The 16958-nt window shown below is 42.6% G+C and carries 11 protein-coding genes; 7 read left to right on the top strand and 4 right to left on the bottom strand.

Annotated elements, in window-relative coordinates; translation table 11 throughout:
* Positions 1–35 precede the first annotated feature (35 nt).
* The 7 genes from KXR87_RS11570 (at position 36) to KXR87_RS11540 (ending at position 12972) form a co-directional block, all read left to right on the top strand.
* Entirely contained in the window at positions 36–1643 is a 1608-nt protein-coding gene (locus KXR87_RS11570) for a type I restriction-modification system subunit M (protein WP_063923461.1), read from the top strand.
* A complete protein-coding gene (locus KXR87_RS11565) occupies positions 1643–2857 on the top strand; it encodes a restriction endonuclease subunit S (RefSeq protein WP_063923460.1) in 1215 nt (404 codons plus the stop codon). Before KXR87_RS11570 ends, KXR87_RS11565 begins: the two co-directional genes overlap by 1 nt.
* Positions 2858–2915: 58 nt before the next feature.
* Entirely contained in the window at positions 2916–5831 is a 2916-nt protein-coding gene (locus tag KXR87_RS11560) for a type I restriction endonuclease subunit R (RefSeq protein WP_063923459.1), read from the top strand.
* A 54-nt stretch (positions 5832–5885) separates the two neighbouring features.
* The gene (locus KXR87_RS11555) at positions 5886–7322 is read left to right on the top strand and encodes a DUF262 domain-containing protein (protein WP_249938836.1); all 1437 of its coding nucleotides are present in this window, start codon (positions 5886–5888) and stop codon (positions 7320–7322) included.
* 5 nt (positions 7323–7327) lie between these two features.
* Entirely contained in the window at positions 7328–9271 is a 1944-nt protein-coding gene (locus KXR87_RS11550; RefSeq protein WP_437432400.1) for a DUF262 domain-containing protein, read from the top strand.
* A gap of 94 nt (positions 9272–9365) precedes the next feature.
* Entirely contained in the window at positions 9366–11573 is a 2208-nt protein-coding gene (locus tag KXR87_RS11545) for a hypothetical protein (RefSeq protein WP_437432399.1), read from the top strand.
* Positions 11566–12972 (top strand): tetratricopeptide repeat protein, encoded by a 1407-nt coding sequence (locus KXR87_RS11540; RefSeq protein WP_145550668.1) that lies wholly within the window; start codon positions 11566–11568, stop codon positions 12970–12972. Before KXR87_RS11545 ends, KXR87_RS11540 begins: the two co-directional genes overlap by 8 nt.
* Positions 12973–13043: 71 nt before the next feature.
* On the opposite strand, the gene KXR87_RS11535 is transcribed toward KXR87_RS11540, so the two are convergent.
* From KXR87_RS11535 to KXR87_RS11520, 4 genes are all read right to left on the bottom strand, one after another.
* Positions 13044–13664, bottom strand: coding sequence for an inovirus Gp2 family protein (locus KXR87_RS11535; RefSeq protein WP_167610297.1), 621 nt, complete (start codon positions 13662–13664; stop codon positions 13044–13046).
* A gap of 192 nt (positions 13665–13856) precedes the next feature.
* Positions 13857–15281: a YfjI family protein gene (locus tag KXR87_RS11530; protein WP_437432398.1), complete on the bottom strand. Its 1425-nt coding sequence runs from the start codon at positions 15279–15281 to the stop codon at positions 13857–13859.
* 123 nt (positions 15282–15404) lie between these two features.
* Positions 15405–15641 carry a helix-turn-helix transcriptional regulator gene (locus KXR87_RS11525; RefSeq protein ID WP_046694510.1) on the bottom strand — a complete coding sequence of 79 codons (237 nt, stop codon included), beginning with the start codon at positions 15639–15641 and terminating at the stop codon, positions 15405–15407.
* Positions 15642–16155: 514 nt separating this feature from the next.
* The gene (locus KXR87_RS11520) at positions 16156–16902 is read right to left on the bottom strand and encodes a hypothetical protein (RefSeq protein WP_437432397.1); all 747 of its coding nucleotides are present in this window, start codon (positions 16900–16902) and stop codon (positions 16156–16158) included.
* Positions 16903–16958: the final 56 nt, after the last annotated feature.

Raw genomic sequence — 16958 nt, 5'->3', positions numbered from 1 at the left:
CCCTTTCGTGACGAAGAAAAACAACAGGAAGAACTATGTCCCCCCAGATTGAAGCGCAAAATTTAAGTGAACTGCAAGGCCGCCTGTGGAATATCGCCGATACCCTGCGCGGTAAGATGAATGCCGATGAATTCCGCGACTACTGCTTAGGCTTTATCTTCTACAAATACCTGTCAGAAAAATTTGTCGCGTATGCGAACAAAATCCTGGCGGAAGATGGCATTCAGTACAATGAATTGACTGCGGAACATCCGGCGTATCAGGATATCGTTGATGCGGTAAAAGAAGACAGTATCCAGACCTTAGGCTATTTCCTGCCGCCAACGGATTTATTCCACACCATGGCTGAGCGTGTGGCTAAAGACCCCAAGGGCACAGGCACCGGCTTTATTCTGGAAGACCTCGCCACTACCCTACGCAACATTGAACAGAGCACGCTGGGTACCGACTCTGCGGATGACTTCAGCAACCTGTTTGAAGATCTCGATTTAGGCTCAAGCAAGCTTGGTAATACTGCGAAAGCGAAAAACGAATTGATCGGCAAAGTCGTCACTGAACTCGACAAACTGAGCTTTAACCTAAGCGAGGCGAGTTCCGATATTCTGGGTGATGCCTACGAGTACCTTATCGGCCAGTTCGCCTCAGGCGCAGGTAAGAAAGCCGGTGAGTTCTATACCCCACAGCCGGTTTCCACACTGCTGTCGAAAATCGTTACCACCCACAAGCTGAAGCTGAAAAACGTGTATGACCCGACCTGTGGCTCTGGCTCTTTGTTACTGCGCGTGAAACGTGAAGCCTCGTCGGTGGGTAAAATCTACGGCCAGGAGATGAACCGTACCACCTATAACCTGGCGCGTATGAACATGATTCTGCACGGGGTTCACTATGCAGATTTTGAGATCATTCAGGAAGATACGCTGGAGCACCCGCAGCATACGCATCTGAAATTTGACGCCATCGTCGCCAACCCACCGTTCTCCGCCAAATGGAGCGCCAGCCCGCTGTTTATGAACGATGATCGCTTTGCCCAGTACGGCAAACTGGCCCCATCCAGCAAAGCGGATATGGCGTTTGTACAGCATATGTTCCATCACCTGGAAGATGACGGCACCATGGCGGTGGTGTTGCCACACGGCGTCTTGTTCCGGGGAGCCGCCGAAGGTCATATTCGTCAGTTTATGATTGAGAAGCTGAACTGCATCGATGCGGTGATCGGCTTACCCGCAAATATTTTCTATGGAACACCGATAGCTACTTGCGTATTAGTGCTGCGTAAATGCCGCAAACACAACGACAGCATTATGTTTATCGACGCCAGTAACGATTTTGAGAAGGTGAAAACCCAGAACCACCTGCAGTCGGAGCATATCGACAAGATTGCCGATACCTATAACGACTGGAAAGCGATCGAGAAATACAGCCATATCGCGACGCTGGAGGAGATCCGCAACAACAATTACAACCTTAATATTCCGCGCTATGTTGATACTTTTGAAGTGGAAGAAGAGATTGACCTTAACGCGGTGGCGCAGGAAATTCGCGATCTGGAAGGAAAAGTGGCGGAGATTGATAAGACCATTACTGGGTTCTGTAAGGAGTTGGGGATTGACACGCCGTTTACGTTGACGGAGGGAAATAAGTAATGATGCCGAAATTACGATTCAGTGAATTTAACATGCCATGGAAGCAAACGACTTTAGGGAGCGTTAGTTCTCACGCTGCCTATGGCATGAACAGTTCAGCAATTGAATTTGATGGCGTAAATAAATATATTCGAATCACGGATATAGATGACGATACAAGGGAGTTCACCCCTTCCCCTTTAACCACTCCATCAGGTAAGCTTGAAAATAAATATCTTCTTAATAAAGGAGATATCGTTTTTGCTCGAACAGGAGCAAGCGTAGGTAAGTCATATTTATATAAACAAAAAGACGGCAGGCTTTATTTTGCTGGGTTTCTAATAAAACTAACAATAAACAAAGCCAATCCATATTTTGTTTATAACCAAACGCTTACTGAAAAATATCGTAAGTGGGTTAAAATTTACTCAATGAGATCAGGGCAGCCTGGCATTAATGCTGAAGAGTATAAAGAGTTTGAATTTGCAATACCTTCTTTGGAAGAGCAAACCAAAATCGCCGATTTTCTGTCCTCTGTTGACGAAAAAATCTCGTTACTGAACCAGCAGTACGACCTGTTATGCCAGTACAAAAAAGGCATGATGCAGAAGATTTTTAGTCAAAAAATTAGATTTAAAAGTAATGATGGTAGCGATTTCTTAGACTGGAGAACAGTACAATTATCTGAATGTTTGTATGAGCATAAGAAAAGAAATAAAAAACTAATTTATAGCAAAGAGCAAGTTCTGTCTGTCTCAGGTGATGTTGGCATTGTCAATCAAATAGAATTGCTTGGAAGATCATATGCCGGTGAGTCTGTTGAAAATTACCATATTGTCCATCAAGGAGATATTGTTTACACAAAAAGCCCACTGAAAGAAAATCCTTTTGGGATAATAAAATCAAATAAAGGAAATTCTGGGATAGTATCAACATTGTATGCTGTTTATAGTTGCCTTGATTGTATCGATCATAACTATATTGACTATTATTTTTCAAGAAAAGAAGTTGTTAACAACTATTTGAAACCGTTGATAAACAAAGGTGCTAAAAATGATATGAAAGTTAATAACCAGCATGTATTGACTGGTGATATCGTTTTACCTTCTAGAGAAGAACAAGAGAAAATAGTTTCTTTACTGTCTATGCTTGACGATAAAATCGCCGTCAAAAAAGCAGAACTGGACAAGTTAAAAACCTGGAAGCAGGGCCTGCTCCAGCAAATGTTTGTATAAAAATCATCCGGCCCGACCAACTCCGGGCCTGCACAATAACAAAAGGCACTACACACTGATGGCAACGCAAAGCGAATACGAGTTAGAAACGCAGCTGGTGGAACAGCTGGTTGGCATGCACTACGAACGGGTGAATGTCACCGATGAAACCAGTATGAAAGCCAACCTACGCAAGCAGATTGAAATCCATAACCGACTGGAATCTGCCCCACTCACGGACAGCGAGTTTAACCGTATTTTCTTGCATCTAACCAAAGGCAATGAAGTCATCGATCGCGCCAAAATTCTGCGCGATCGCTACCAGTTATTGCGCGATGACGGCACCGAGAAATGGCTCAGCTTTATCAATAAAGAGGAGTGGTGCCAGAACGAGTTTCAGGTGACAAGCCAGGTGAAGCAGTTCAACGCCGAGCAAAACACGCGCAAAACTCGCTTCGACGTCACGCTGCTGATCAACGGCCTGCCACTGGTGCAGATCGAACTTAAGCGTCGCGGCTTGGGGCTGAAAGAGGCCTTTAACCAGATCGATCGTTACCATCGGGATGCTTTCTGGGTCGGCAGCGGCCTGTTCCAGTATGTGCAGATCTTTATTATCAGCAACGGCGTGGACACCAAATACTACGCCAACAACCGCGCCAATCATTTCGAGCAGACCTTCTTCTGGACCGATGAAAAGAATAACCCGCTCAAAACGCTGGAGAAATTCACCGACGCATTTCTGAAGGTTTGTCACATCGCCAAAATGATCACCCACTATACGGCGTTGAACGAAACCCGTAAGTGCCTGATGGTGATGCGCCCCTATCAGTTTTACGCCTGTGAGGCGATGATCCGCCATGTGAAGGACAATCTCCACAAGCAGGGACGGCCGGAGAACGGCTATATCTGGCACACCACCGGCTCCGGTAAAACGCTGACCTCGTTTAAAGCCAGCCAGGTGATTATGGAAATGCCGGAAGTGGATCGGGTCATTTTTGTGGTCGATCGCCGGGATCTGGATTATCAGACGGCGAAAGAGTTTAACGGTTTTGCGAAAGACAGCGTGGATACCACCAACAACACCAGTACGCTGATAAAACATCTTAAGCAAAGCAGCACCAAACTCACCCTGACCACCATTCAGAAGCTGAATAACGCCATTACCCATGAAGGGTATAAAGCGCAGCTCGCACATCTGCGTAAAGAACGCATCGTCTTTATCTTCGATGAATGCCACCGCAGCCAGTTCGGTGAGACGCACAAAGCGATTGTGAACTTCTTCGAGAATGCGCAACTGTTTGGTTTTACCGGGACGCCAATCTTTGCCGATAACGTCAATATAACCAATGGTGTCAAACAGACCACCGAACTGTTGTTCGATAAATGCTTGCATAAATACGTGATTGTCGACGCCATACGGGATGAAAACGTTCTGCGCTTTGCCGTGGAATATGTCGGTACTTACAAGCGCAAAGAAAGCAGCAATGAGATCGATATCGATGTGGAGGATATCGACACCAAAGAGGTGATGGAAAGCGACATCCGGTTGGGCAAAGTGACCGACTACATCCTTGCCCACCATAACGCCAAGACCCGCAATCGCGAGTTCACCGCGATGTTCTGCGTCGGGTCAGTCGATATGCTGATCACCTACTATAAACTCTTTAAAGAAAAGCAAGCCGCACTGCAGGCGGCGGATGCCAACTACAAGCCATTAAAAATTGCCACCATCTTCACTTATGCCGCTAATGAAGCGGATAAAAGTGACAAAGAGGCAGTAAACGGCCTGCTGGATGAAGAAGATATCAGCCTGCCGCAGGGCGCGAAAGTTGATTCCTCAAGTCGCGATCATCTGGATAGTTTTATCAAGGATTATAACGAGCTGTACGGCACCAGCTTCTCGGCCAATGATTCAAAGAGCTTCTACAATTACTACAAAAATATTGCCCAGCGTACCAAAGAGAAAGGCATCGATATTCTTCTGGTGGTGAATATGTTCCTCACCGGCTTCGACAGCCCGGCGCTGAACACGCTCTACGTCGATAAAAACCTGCGTTTTCACGGCCTGGTGCAGGCGTTTTCCCGCACCAACCGCATCCTTAACGAGAAGAAAAGCCACGGGAATATCGTCTGCTTCCGTAATCTGAAGAAAGCCACCGACGATGCTATTGCCTTGTTCTCGAATAAAGATGCCTCTTCTACGGTGCTGGTCAAACCTTTTGACGAGTACTTCGGGGATTATCAGGACGCTGTCGATCGCTTGTTAACGCTGACGCCAACGGTAGAAAGCGTGGACGATTTACCTGATGAAGACGCACAACTGGCATTTGTAACGGCGTTCCGTGATGTGATGCGTTTGAAAAACATCCTCGAAAGCTTTGCCGATTTTGACGATGCGGCGAAACCGCTCTCGGACCAGACGCTGGCCGATTTCACCAGTAAATACCTCGATATCCACGACAAGGTGAAAAAGCACTCCAGCAAAGAGAAAGTCTCGATTCTTGAAGACGTGGATTTTGAAGTCTCTCTGATTCATCGCGACGAAATTAATGTCGGCTATATTCTGCGTCTGATAGCGGGTATTCAGGCGATGCCGCCAAAAGAGCAGCAGGAGCAGAAGAAAAAGATCATGGATATTGTCGACAGTGACGTCACGCTACGCAGCAAACGTGAGCTTATCGATAACTTTATTGAAAAAAGCCTGCTACATGCCGCGCATGACGAAGATATCACTCAGGTGTTTGAAGCCTATGTCGAACAGGAAAAAGGTAAGGCGCTGGCTACGCTGTGCAGCGAAGAACGACTTGATTCTATTAAGCTGAACGGCTTACTGGACAACTACCTCTTTACCGATGTGATGCCACGAGAAGATGAAGTGGCGGAAACGCTGACCTGGACACCAAAGATTCTGGAACGTAAAAGCGTGCGAGCTCGGGTCTACGACCGTGTTCAGAATGTGATTGATACGTTTATCAATGGGATGCGCGGGTTTTAAAAACTGTATGGCCTCTAACGGGGCCTTTAGCATAATTTTTATGAGGTATGTTTTATGTCGGTGGTGGTAGCAAGTTGTAATTTAGCCCAGCTGTTATCTGGCGAGGTGATTACCCCAACGGAAGGAGAACTAATTACAGGAAGCTTAGCTATTCCAGAATACCAGCGCCCCTATTGTTGGGGAGAGTCACAACTGGATAAGTTGTGGAAAGACTATCTTCATTATAAAAAAAATCATCAAGAGAATGCCTGGTATCTTGGCAGTCTAATACTGCATAAAGATCCTTCCGGAATATTAAATATTATTGATGGCCAGCAACGACTAACCTCATTAACACTGATTAATGCGATATTGAACCCCCACCAAATATCAAAATATGCAAATAATGTATCCTACCATTCTCCACAGTCTCAACATCAAATCAGAAGCAATTTTAAATGGTTGTTGAAAACTCTTAAACAGTCATCAGAGCCAACATTTTCAGCCACTGACGTAAACTTTACTCTGGTAGTGACTGATTCAGAAGATGAGGCATATCGATTTTTTGAGACGCAGAATACCGGAGGGGTTCGCCTTACAGGCTCAGATATTATAAAAGCACATCATTTACGTAGTATTGAACGCCAACAACAAAATCATTACGCCCAGCGCTGGGAAATATTGGGAGATCTCAACCCTATAATTAACTCCTTACTTCGGGGAAGGTTTTGTAATACGTTGCACAAGCGTGATGTACCAAGCCATCGAAAACCTTTGCTTGTGCGAAATGCGGTAGTAACAGAATTTGGGGAAATGACAACTATAGGGCCAGATATTGCATATGGACGTTCTGTAAGTCATCGAAAAAATAAGCATAGCCAAGGCCGCTATTTAGTTGAACAAACACTAGAAGGTTATGAATTACGGCAACCCCTCAATACAGGGATTAATACTATTCACTACCTAGCCTACTTTCAGGGGATTCAAAACCATTTTATGTCTCCTGAGATGGATCCAGAACTTGCCATTACACCAGAGCATCAAAATTTCCTTCAATGCTACCAGGAACTAATTATACCTCTCGAAGGCTGCCAATACTTAAAAGAGTTACTTGATACTGCCTTAATGTTATACATCAGCCAATTTGGCGAAAAAAATTTAACCACGGCATTAAAGAAATTATTTATGGTGATATATTCACCACGAGTAACCAATGAAAAAACAGTTAAAGAGTCAACATTAAACACATTATTAGATAGGGCCCCTGTACTGGACTGGATTGCTACTAGCTATACCCCTGAGATGTGTTTTCAATGGTTGAATAACTATACTTTTGACATTGACATTAAGAATATAGGGCCTGATGATAATAGTGTCAAAAAACGATTCATTTACCAAGTGTTGCGTTACTTTGATATTAAAGTAAGTCATGACGCCCCCGCACAATCATTGGCTAATGAATATCAATATACTCTGCAAAATAAAATAATAAACTTGTCACATCAGGATTGAGAAAAATGACAAATCTACAAAAAGTTAACTCTGAATTGATGACATTACGAAATATAGCAGACAAAAATTATCAGTTTGTTATCCCTAGCTATCAACGACCGTATGTCTGGCCAGACAGCGATGTGCTCAAACTATTTGAGGATATTGAGAAAGCCTGGCAAGAAAAGGAGCGGTTATACTTTATTGGCACTATATTGACCGCCGAGCAAAATCCCACAGAAAACACCCGAATCCTTGAGTTAATTGATGGGCAGCAAAGAACCACCACACTGGTACTAATTGCTTTGGCATTCCGTAAAGTTGGTATCAATGCTCCATTAAGTAATATAGCAGTACTCGGTAAAAAACCACGTCTACAGTTTACTATCCGACACCAGGTTCAGAACCTTTTAGGGGGACTTGCAGGCTTAGAACAGTATCAACTCCCTTCAGCTAACGACATAAAGAATGATCCCTATCTAACCCATTTGGATGCAGCCTTATCTGTTCTTATAAAAAAAGTCGATACGTTAAAATACCAAGCAACTGAACTTGCGGATTATATATTCAATAATGTTCAGTGGGTTAATAACTGCGTCCCTCGGACAATGGATTTAAATCTCCTTTTTTCGACAATGAACACGGCGGGTGTTCAGTTGGAAGCATCTGATATTTTAAAATCACGGCTTTTAAAAAAAATAAAATCTAACAAAAGTTTTTATGATGCTATCTGGCAAACCTGCCAGCACCTAGAAAATTTTTTTGAGAGAAACGCCAGGCAGACTTTCACTGAAGCTGACTGGGATTCCATCACGGATGAACAATTGGCAGTTGTACCACCTACGCTAAACGTTTACGCAAAAGAAGAAACTCACTCAGTTGTAGCGGTGAATATCAGCGAACTATTTTCTCAGGTCCATGAAGAGTTCGAAACAGAAAAACAGAAGTTATCTCTTCAAAACAAGGATGGTGTGTATTGCCGTTCAATAATTTCATTTCCGTTATTGCTGATCCATGTCTATCGAATTCATCTTGCCAGGCATGGACAATCCGATATTTCTACCCGGCTACATACCGATAAGCTGTTAGAAATTTTCTCTCATCTCTGCTCTGCCGAAGAACAAGAAATTAAGAGCTTTTTTGAGTTGTTGTGGAAAACTCGTTATCAGTTCGACCGTTGGGTCATCAAGTGGATGGAGCAAGATAAGGAAAATGAAGAGCTTCGACTAACATATGTTTCACGTAGCCGTTCCGGTAATCATTGGTATATCAATCGCTCTCAGAAAGAGATAAATGCATTAACTCTGCTACAGAGTGTACGCCTGTTTACCGGTGAGCGAAGCGCGCAATATTGGCTAACTCCCTTCCTCGGGAAGCTATTAGAACAACCCGGTGATAACGAACAACAGGTTCTAGCCCTTTTAGAAAGGATTGACAACGAGTTGTCTATGGCCGCTGATAATGAAACGCAGAAAAGTGTAAGTTTTAAACAGGCAAAATCGGAAAATGCGTCACTGAGAAAATGGGCAGAAATACGCATGTATTTTTCTGAAAATCATGGCACGCGTTTTGAACATTATTGGTTCCAAAAATTAGAGTTTCTTCTATGGAAAAAATACCAATCAGTGTGGAAAGATAATCCCAAGTTTAAAAAATACCGTATTACCGCAAAAAATTCGGTTGAGCATGTTTATCCGCAGCAAGAAGAGTACCAGCGCTATTTAGATAAAGAGAGTCTGGATAGTTTTGGAAATCTTGTGCTTTTAAGCCCAGGTGAAAACTCTGCTTACAGTAACCAAGCTGTCGGCAAGAAAAAAATCGATTTTGATGCTAAGCCGGTGTTTGATTCACTGAAGCTCAAAGCTATTTTTGAGGCTCGCCAGGCTGCCGACGAAGCTTGGGGAGAAGAACAAATATCTCAACACCAGCAAGAGATGTTAAAGGTATTCGATGCACATTACATCGAGTAGAGGGGTTGTTAAACTTCCACAAGCTAGTTTGACACTATGCCCACTATCGTGGATTCTTTTTGCATATCTGATAATCTGATGGAGCATCCAAACAATGGATTTCCCTGGCTATATTTGCACAAACTCGCCATCAATATCGCTCAATATAGAGCAGAGTAAGGCGCTCACAGCGATCAATGAATGGTTCTGTGATAGCGCCTGTCCGGTCTTCGCCCTTACAGGCGCATATAGCACAGGAAAAAGTAAGGTGCTGCAGGCGCTGCTGAAGCAAATGCCGAAAACTATAACCACTCGGCGTTATTTGGCTCCTAACGCTCGAACTGCCAGACTGCACGTTACCGGTCAGATAGAAGAAGTTACTAGTATCTATAGCTGGCTCTACAGCCAACACCCTCAGGATATAAAAGAAGATAAGCCGTGGTACCCAATAAACTGTCAGGATCATGAAGTTTTTAACGCACCACAAGAGTCTTTGTTAGTCATTTTCGATGCACATTTGCTCGGTAATGATTTTTTTGCCTCAGATACTGCACTTTACGGTAGTGGTTATATTCTCAGCGATTTTTTGTTGCTGCTGAAAGGCAAAATGCAGGATGCTCAGCCGCAATCACTACCTAAAATTCTGTTACTTGGCGACCCTTATCAGCTAAGGCGTGGTGCCAAAGAGAAAAGTCTGCTGGAAGGCCTGATATTCCAACAGCAACAGATCCCTTTCCTTACAGTTGAGTTGAATTCACAGGATCGTGATTTGGAATCACGGAATGAACAGCTCGATTTTCAGCGCGAATTGGTTGGTCAACTCGCTGCACAAAAATTCATTCAATTACCCATCTGCCAGCAGCTAGCGCTCCGTACTATAACCAAGGGAGAACAAACAGCTCAGATTGCCGAAGACCTTATCTCTCCGGGCTGTGAGTGTATTTATCTCTGTGCAACTAACGAACGGGCTCAAGCAGTAAACTTTGGTATCCGAAGCAGGTATTTACAAGCACGAGAGCCGGGTCATTTAGTAGAAGGTGACCGTATTGAAATTTACAACAAAACCTATAGTTTTGAACATGATGGTGATGCGCTGAATGAACATATACCGCTACATGCGGGACAATTCGCAAGAGTAACTCAAGCAGCCAGAGGTTTCTTCAGTAAAAGCATTACGCTTAAAGGCCGAGATAAACCCACGACCGTTGAATTTGCCCACGTTACACTCCAAAGCAATGACACTTCTTCCACCGTACTCTACCTACCGGAGTTTTTGACTTCGCTTAAACCTGAACTTGATACTGACAAACTGCTGGCACTACGAATTTGGGCTCGAGTAGAGGCAGATGAGCAGCTTAAGGAGTCGAAATCTTCCCTGGAAGGGATGGATAAAAAAAGCTCGGAATACAAGGCAGCACGCGAAGAGTATCAAAAAAAGCACAGTCAGTTGATTCTCAATAGTAAATTTACCTACGCCGCTCGACTTCGCTACGCCTGGGCACTCACTGTGCATCGGGCGCAGTCACATCCTCCATTTAAGAGAGTGATTCTGGAAGCGAGTGCTGCCCATGATACTGACAACCCGGCTACCGATAGTTATTTCCGTTGGCTTTATACTGCCACAACACGAACCATGCATACGCTGGATATACTTAACTATCCTACGCTTAATCCGCTATCAAAAACTGAATGGCATTTATCCTCTATCAGAACAGTACCATTGGTTGTAAAACAGCATTTTCACTTTGCTAAAAACAGATTACCTACAGAGAACGAGCTAAACAGAGAGCTACCCGCAGGATTCAACCCGAAAACACCTGAGTTATTTGCACTACTACTGGCTATAAGTGACGCTCTTTACCATAGCGCGTGGCGTATAAGTTCAATACACCAGCATCCCTATAAAGAGCGCTATTTCCTTAATAACGAATGCGGTGAAGCAACACTAGACTTCGATTATAACGGTAAATTTGAGGTAACTATTGGGAAATACCAGGGGCTAAGTGGCAATGCTCAACTGGAAAAAGAGTTAAGACAACTACTCAATACACCAGTAGTTTGGCTCGATGATAACATCCGTATAGCTATGCATTTTATCGATACCCTAATTGCCAAAAAAGGATGGCGAATAATTGACATCGATGAGAAACCATACAAGGTTTTCGCTATTGCAGAGCATTCCACAGGCAAATTAAAACTGGATATTAATATACCTTCTGCGAGTAGCATTTCTCGAAAAGGCGTTATCAGTAGTATTCATCTGGTCCAAGCTGATTCTAAAGCTGTAAGCACACAATTTAAGGTGGATTTCATCAATGGCTGAGCAAGTTTTCCAACAAATCAACCGTTTGAGGAAAAGTGGTGAACTGGATGCAGCCTGGGAACTAGGTTGTACAACAGTGCAGCAAAACCCAAGTGATAGCTTTCTTAAAGGGGCTTTCTTCTGGGTATGTTATGCATATTTAAAAGATGTACGGGATACTATTAAAGCGCGAGCCGCAGCAGGGAAAAGTGAGTTTACACCTACGCGACAAGAAGCCGAACGAATCGACTTTTTATTGGACTGGATAATCTGGCTTGATTTACCGGACAGTGGTTTCGAGTATCGCAGCCTGCTACTTATCTTTCAGGCTAATTTGGAGCACTTCCCCAAATTGATGCTGCTACTGGCCAAACATGCGAAAACCCTATTCAGTCCGGAAGACAAACAGCCGTTTATTACGGAGAAAGGCGAATCTCCTAGCTTGATGCTGAAATTTACCCGCAAGCTTGCGAAAACCTGGAGTAGCCAGACTACATTGCGTCATCTATCTGTGGATGACCTGATCACTTTGCTGACACTAACGCGCCATGAAGTTAAAGATACCCAACAATTAATCTGGCTTGATTATGACGAAGCGCGATGCCTTATTGTTGCAAAACGCTACGAAGAGGCGCGAAAACGAATACTGGCAGTGCTGCGTAAAAAACAGAATGAAGCCTGGGCGTGGGGGGCACTAGCGACCACTTACCGCCAGAAAGATCCTCAAGCTGCTATTACCTTGTTTGCTAAAGCTTTGAGTTGTGCCCACGATGATGCTCTGGCGCTTCCGACTCTAAAGGGATTCGCTGTACTGTTAGCAGCTGAAGGTCTTCATAACGAAGCATCAATCTGTGTGCATAGGGCTGTTAATTGTTATTTGCATAACGGTTGGCAGATAAAAACTGATCTTGAACAACTACTCAACCAACCCTGGTATAATCACCAGGTAAATACTGAGCTACTTACCTCATTTATACTGCAGCGTTCTCAGAATGCGGCAGATTATCTTTTTGGTGAACGCGTCCAGAAGCTGGCTTTAGTTCAGAATATCCATGCTGGTAATCGTGGTTTCCATGCTTGGGTGAGCAGAAATCAAAGTCTGTCAGTCAGAATGAAACTTTGGTCTGATAAATTACCACTCTCACCTGGTGATTACGTTCAACTGACAATTGCTGAAGAGGATCAGTCAGTTGTTGCCGTCGCGCCGGCTCAAGCGCAGCCTCTTACAGACGCCGGTGAAATAGAAGATATACTACGTGTGACAGAAAAAGGTTTTGCTTTTGTGGGTGATACTTTTGTTCCAAAAGATCTCGTGCCTGCGGGAATGGATGGCCAAAAAGTACACGTTGTACGTGTTGTTGAACTCGATAAAACCAAAAATCGTTATGGCTGGAGAGCATTAAAAGTAATCATTTCCTGATGATTACATATTGAACACTGAAAAATCAGGCCTTTCCATTCATAAGAAAGGCCATTGCCGTAAAAAAATAATCACCCTCGACTACAACCGAAGTTCCGATCTCCATCGCCAAATATCTTAGTATCAAGCTTGGCTAAGTAATCCAAACGATTTAGTAAGTTGTTAAACTCCCCTTTAAAGTTAAGATCATTGACATCTAATATATAACGACAGTTTTCAGGATAATGAACTAATCCCGGATAATCATCCAGTTCCAACCCCAGGGCACTGTACCATGCCCTTACAATCATCATCCGTAAATTGCTTTCAGCCTCATAATCACCTAAATGGTAATAAGCATCTTTGTTAAAAAAAAGACCAAGATGAAAGTGGCATTTTCCCTCTTCGGAAAACTCACGTACCCAAACGTGACGAACACGGTTTGGATAGATTCGTTTACCGTTAGCTGCTCTGGCTTTCTCATTGGCCTCCAGCATTGCATTTAACGCATTACGGAAACGGGATATCGCTCCAGGCTCCAGATTTGGGAAACAGCAAACTGTATCTCCTCTATCTAAAATAGGGGGATAATGGGCATCAATACGTAATGCCATTGTTCTAGGGAATTCACTTACAGCATCATTGACGACTCGTTCAATATGCTTTTTATAGGCGAGTACATGCTCACCATGCGATCCTGGGTATGAATTCATAGATTAAATCCTTATGTATATTCCTACAACACCATTTAATTTTAATGATTTAAATAGATACAAGCATTACTTGATTGTAGGGTATATATAATATTAAAGATGATAGAAATATATTACCTATCCAACACTAAATTCATCAAAAAAATTACATTGCGTAACACCAATGCTTTACCAATCCACTCTGCAATTAATTTAACTATAAATATTAAATTCGATATTAGCGGGTGCTATAAATACTGTTTTTCCTTTTTTAGCAGCGAGTATCCTTTTTTTAGAATATAGTACACCTAACAACTCATTCAGTTTATTACGATTTCGAAACCTACTGGGTCCATATTGCAGTATAGTGTTTTTCCTGATGTAGGGTACAAAGCACCGACAGCAATACTCTTTAATCCAGAAGTAAAGTTCATCCGCTTCTGAATTAACCAGTGTAAATCTCGGGGGATTAGAAACAAGTCGAATATACTCATCAACATACCAGGCACTGATCTCCACAGCAGCCTCCGTAGTAAGAAGAGATATATCACCTTCATCACCATTAAAGTAATGCAATAATGCCGCAATTCTTGCCATATTTTCAGCCATTTTAGAGGCATAATCTTTAAAATTAGACAGCGCTCCAAGAATCCCCATTTCCGACTCAACTTTATTATAAAATTCGAGCCAGCGTTTTTCAGCCTCAGGGGAGAAGTACAGACACTGACGTTCATTTTCATCATTTCTGGTAATACTCTCGTTAACGATCCCCATCAGTCGTAGATGAAATACCGGTAGATGCTCGCTTGAGACAACCGGGCTGGTAATTTGCCGGTAGCCCTGTGTTGAACCAGGCTGACACATCAAGCACCGTGCGAAGAATCCGATCCCTTTCGCTGTATCGCCTTTTCGTTCCAGATATCCTTTTTTAAGCACATCAGGCTGGACCATCAGTGCCAGCGTCATTCTGGCATCTTTGATTAATTTATCTGGTTCGCTTTTTCTTTCCACGGGAAACATTGCGCCATCCCACATTTTATTGATGAAAGGCAGTTCATTCAGCGCATAGCCGTTAAAAATGGTGCCAGCTTCATCAGACATAAGCCCGATAGACCGCCAGCGCCCACTGAGATAGTCTTTTATCGCCGCAGGTGTGGCATCATTGAATATCTGTCTGAACCTGACCGGTGCTTTCGGGTATGTTGCCAACAGCGCTTTCAGTCGTTCATTCGTTGTGGAATGTTCTTTGTTACGGGAAATCTCTGATTTCAGTTTTGACATCAAGGCTTTCTTTTCAACATTAAAAGCCGTTTCCTCATTCCGCCAGATAATCAGATCCTGGGTATATTTTTCAAACCATTCATCTTCCAGCTGATACAATGGCTTCATTAGCAGTTTGTCCACCGTACTTTTGCGTTCACCCGATTCCGCCAGTGTCAGTAAAAAAAGCGATACCGGGCTGCGCAGATTATTCAGTCTGCACACATCAATCCGGTTCTGGCAGGCAAGAGAAATAACCCCTAGTACTGATGCGGCAATCAAAGCCTGAGGAGCCTGCGTATGCTGTTCTACTTCGTAAACTGCATTTCTGATGATCTGTGGGAACACATGTACAGGAAAAGGACGACCACACAGCATAGATACCTCTCATTCAGTTAACGTTTAAAACGATTTCACTCATATTGCTATTCCGCTATTAATAGTAGAAATAGCAGGATGAACTCGGGTCATCCAAAAAATAAATGCAAAAAACACCTGATGTTAACGCTCACTGATCCAATACAGCAGGTCACTTAACAGCCACCCGCAGGATTTCAGACCAATAGACTTACGCAGTGGAAACTGACCGACTTGCTCTAGTTTCCAGGCCGTTGAACGGGATACAGATGTAATGTGCTGACGCTCTTTTTCACGTACAAGGCGATCATGAGGTTCGCCATTGTTGCGTAATACCTGTAAGCGTTCTTCTGATGTTGGACTGTTGAATTTTGCTTTCATACTGCCTCCTTTGTTTCGATGGATGCAGCATGGCTCAAGCAGGCGTTAATATAAAAGAAGTTGACGGCTTATTAAGGTGCACATTGCTTATTGTGGTGCTTACAGTGGCTTGATGTGGTTTTTACGGTGGCTTAATGTGGGAGCTTTAAGATACATTTGAGGCTTCTTAAATAGAATATTCGATGTGTTTACCGTTTTTCCTTTGCGTCATTACGTTTTTAGTAAAACCTGAAACATAAATATTGAAAAGGTTAAAAGGGATATTCATTAAGAGATATGTATTAATCATGCAACTCACAATAATGAAAAAATCTCATAAATACATTTTTCTCAATATTAACTTTTCCATTTATGGCTATACTCTATATTAGCTTTGCATAATTAAGGATTAGTCAACAAAAAAAGTTATTATAACTTTCCCACCATAGATTGCTGAGAATGATAAATATTAGAACTCATGAATAATGCTAACAAGTTTTTATATTTGCCATAAAAAAATAAATTACTTGAAGTATCATTGAATTGATTTCAACCAGCGGCGAATAGTTTCCGGGCTGAATTCTCGTCCAGGTAATATATCCTTGGCATCCGAATTCAACATATTCGCGATTGGTGCAGCCTCAAGTTTACCATTTTTACTTTTATAGTGTTTACTTAACATTATAAATATAGCATCCCGTTCTGCCTTAGATACCCTTTCTTTAGCCCCTTTAACAATTTCTTTAGCGTTCACATTTTGATCAACGTTACTTTCTGCTCCGGGAACTACTGACTTTATATTTTGAGGTGAAATCTCAACTGTACCTTCGGTAAATAAAGACTCATCTAAAACAGCTTCAATGTCAGGTCCAACAAAGAAGTCTTCTTTGAAAATCACAAAAGAATGATTAAAAAATAAAATATGATCACTTACATTGCCATTAATAATTACTGCTCCGGGAGTATTAATAATAGCATTACGTGAGGTTCCATTTGCAATATGATACCCTTCATTTGCAAAACGAGTTATTTTAGTTGGTTTTACTTCCCAAAAGCCATATGCCAGACCTTGGTAAGAAATATAAGATGAAACAATTTCATTTTGATCTTTATTTTTTTCAATTTCACATTCTTGTGGATTTAGAGGAATAAAGACCCTGTAAGCCGTTGAACCAAAAACGCTTTGGTACTCATCAGAACCTGAAGTAATATTTTCTATTTCCGAATTGTCATCCCCTTCGAATGTTCTTTTCAAGCAACATGGAACAGCATCTAATTTCACAAATAGCTTCCTCGAAAAATTCAACCAATCGCTTATAACTTTCGTAATAGATATAT

The organism is Yokenella regensburgei (assembly GCF_051486985.1).
Lineage (GTDB): Bacteria > Pseudomonadota > Gammaproteobacteria > Enterobacterales > Enterobacteriaceae > CBFFRJ01.
Note: the sequence above shows the minus strand (reverse complement) of the source record. Positions and strands in the feature narration are given on the sequence as shown.

Bases quoted from the DNA above. Each gene is read 5' to 3' on its own strand.
- KXR87_RS11570 (WP_063923461.1), top strand. From the start codon at position 36: ATGTCCCCCCAGATTGAAGCGCAAAATTTAAGTGAACTGCAAGGCCGC.
- KXR87_RS11565 (WP_063923460.1), top strand. From the start codon at position 1,643: ATGATGCCGAAATTACGATTCAGTGAATTTAACATGCCATGGAAGCAA.
- KXR87_RS11560 (WP_063923459.1), top strand. From the start codon at position 2,916: ATGGCAACGCAAAGCGAATACGAGTTAGAAACGCAGCTGGTGGAACAG.
- KXR87_RS11555 (WP_249938836.1), top strand. From the start codon at position 5,886: ATGTCGGTGGTGGTAGCAAGTTGTAATTTAGCCCAGCTGTTATCTGGC.
- KXR87_RS11550 (WP_437432400.1), top strand. From the start codon at position 7,328: ATGACAAATCTACAAAAAGTTAACTCTGAATTGATGACATTACGAAAT.
- KXR87_RS11545 (WP_437432399.1), top strand. From the start codon at position 9,366: ATGGATTTCCCTGGCTATATTTGCACAAACTCGCCATCAATATCGCTC.
- KXR87_RS11540 (WP_145550668.1), top strand. From the start codon at position 11,566: ATGGCTGAGCAAGTTTTCCAACAAATCAACCGTTTGAGGAAAAGTGGT.
- KXR87_RS11535 (WP_167610297.1), bottom strand. From the start codon at position 13,664: ATGAATTCATACCCAGGATCGCATGGTGAGCATGTACTCGCCTATAAA.
- KXR87_RS11530 (WP_437432398.1), bottom strand. From the start codon at position 15,281: ATGCTGTGTGGTCGTCCTTTTCCTGTACATGTGTTCCCACAGATCATC.
- KXR87_RS11525 (WP_046694510.1), bottom strand. From the start codon at position 15,641: ATGAAAGCAAAATTCAACAGTCCAACATCAGAAGAACGCTTACAGGTA.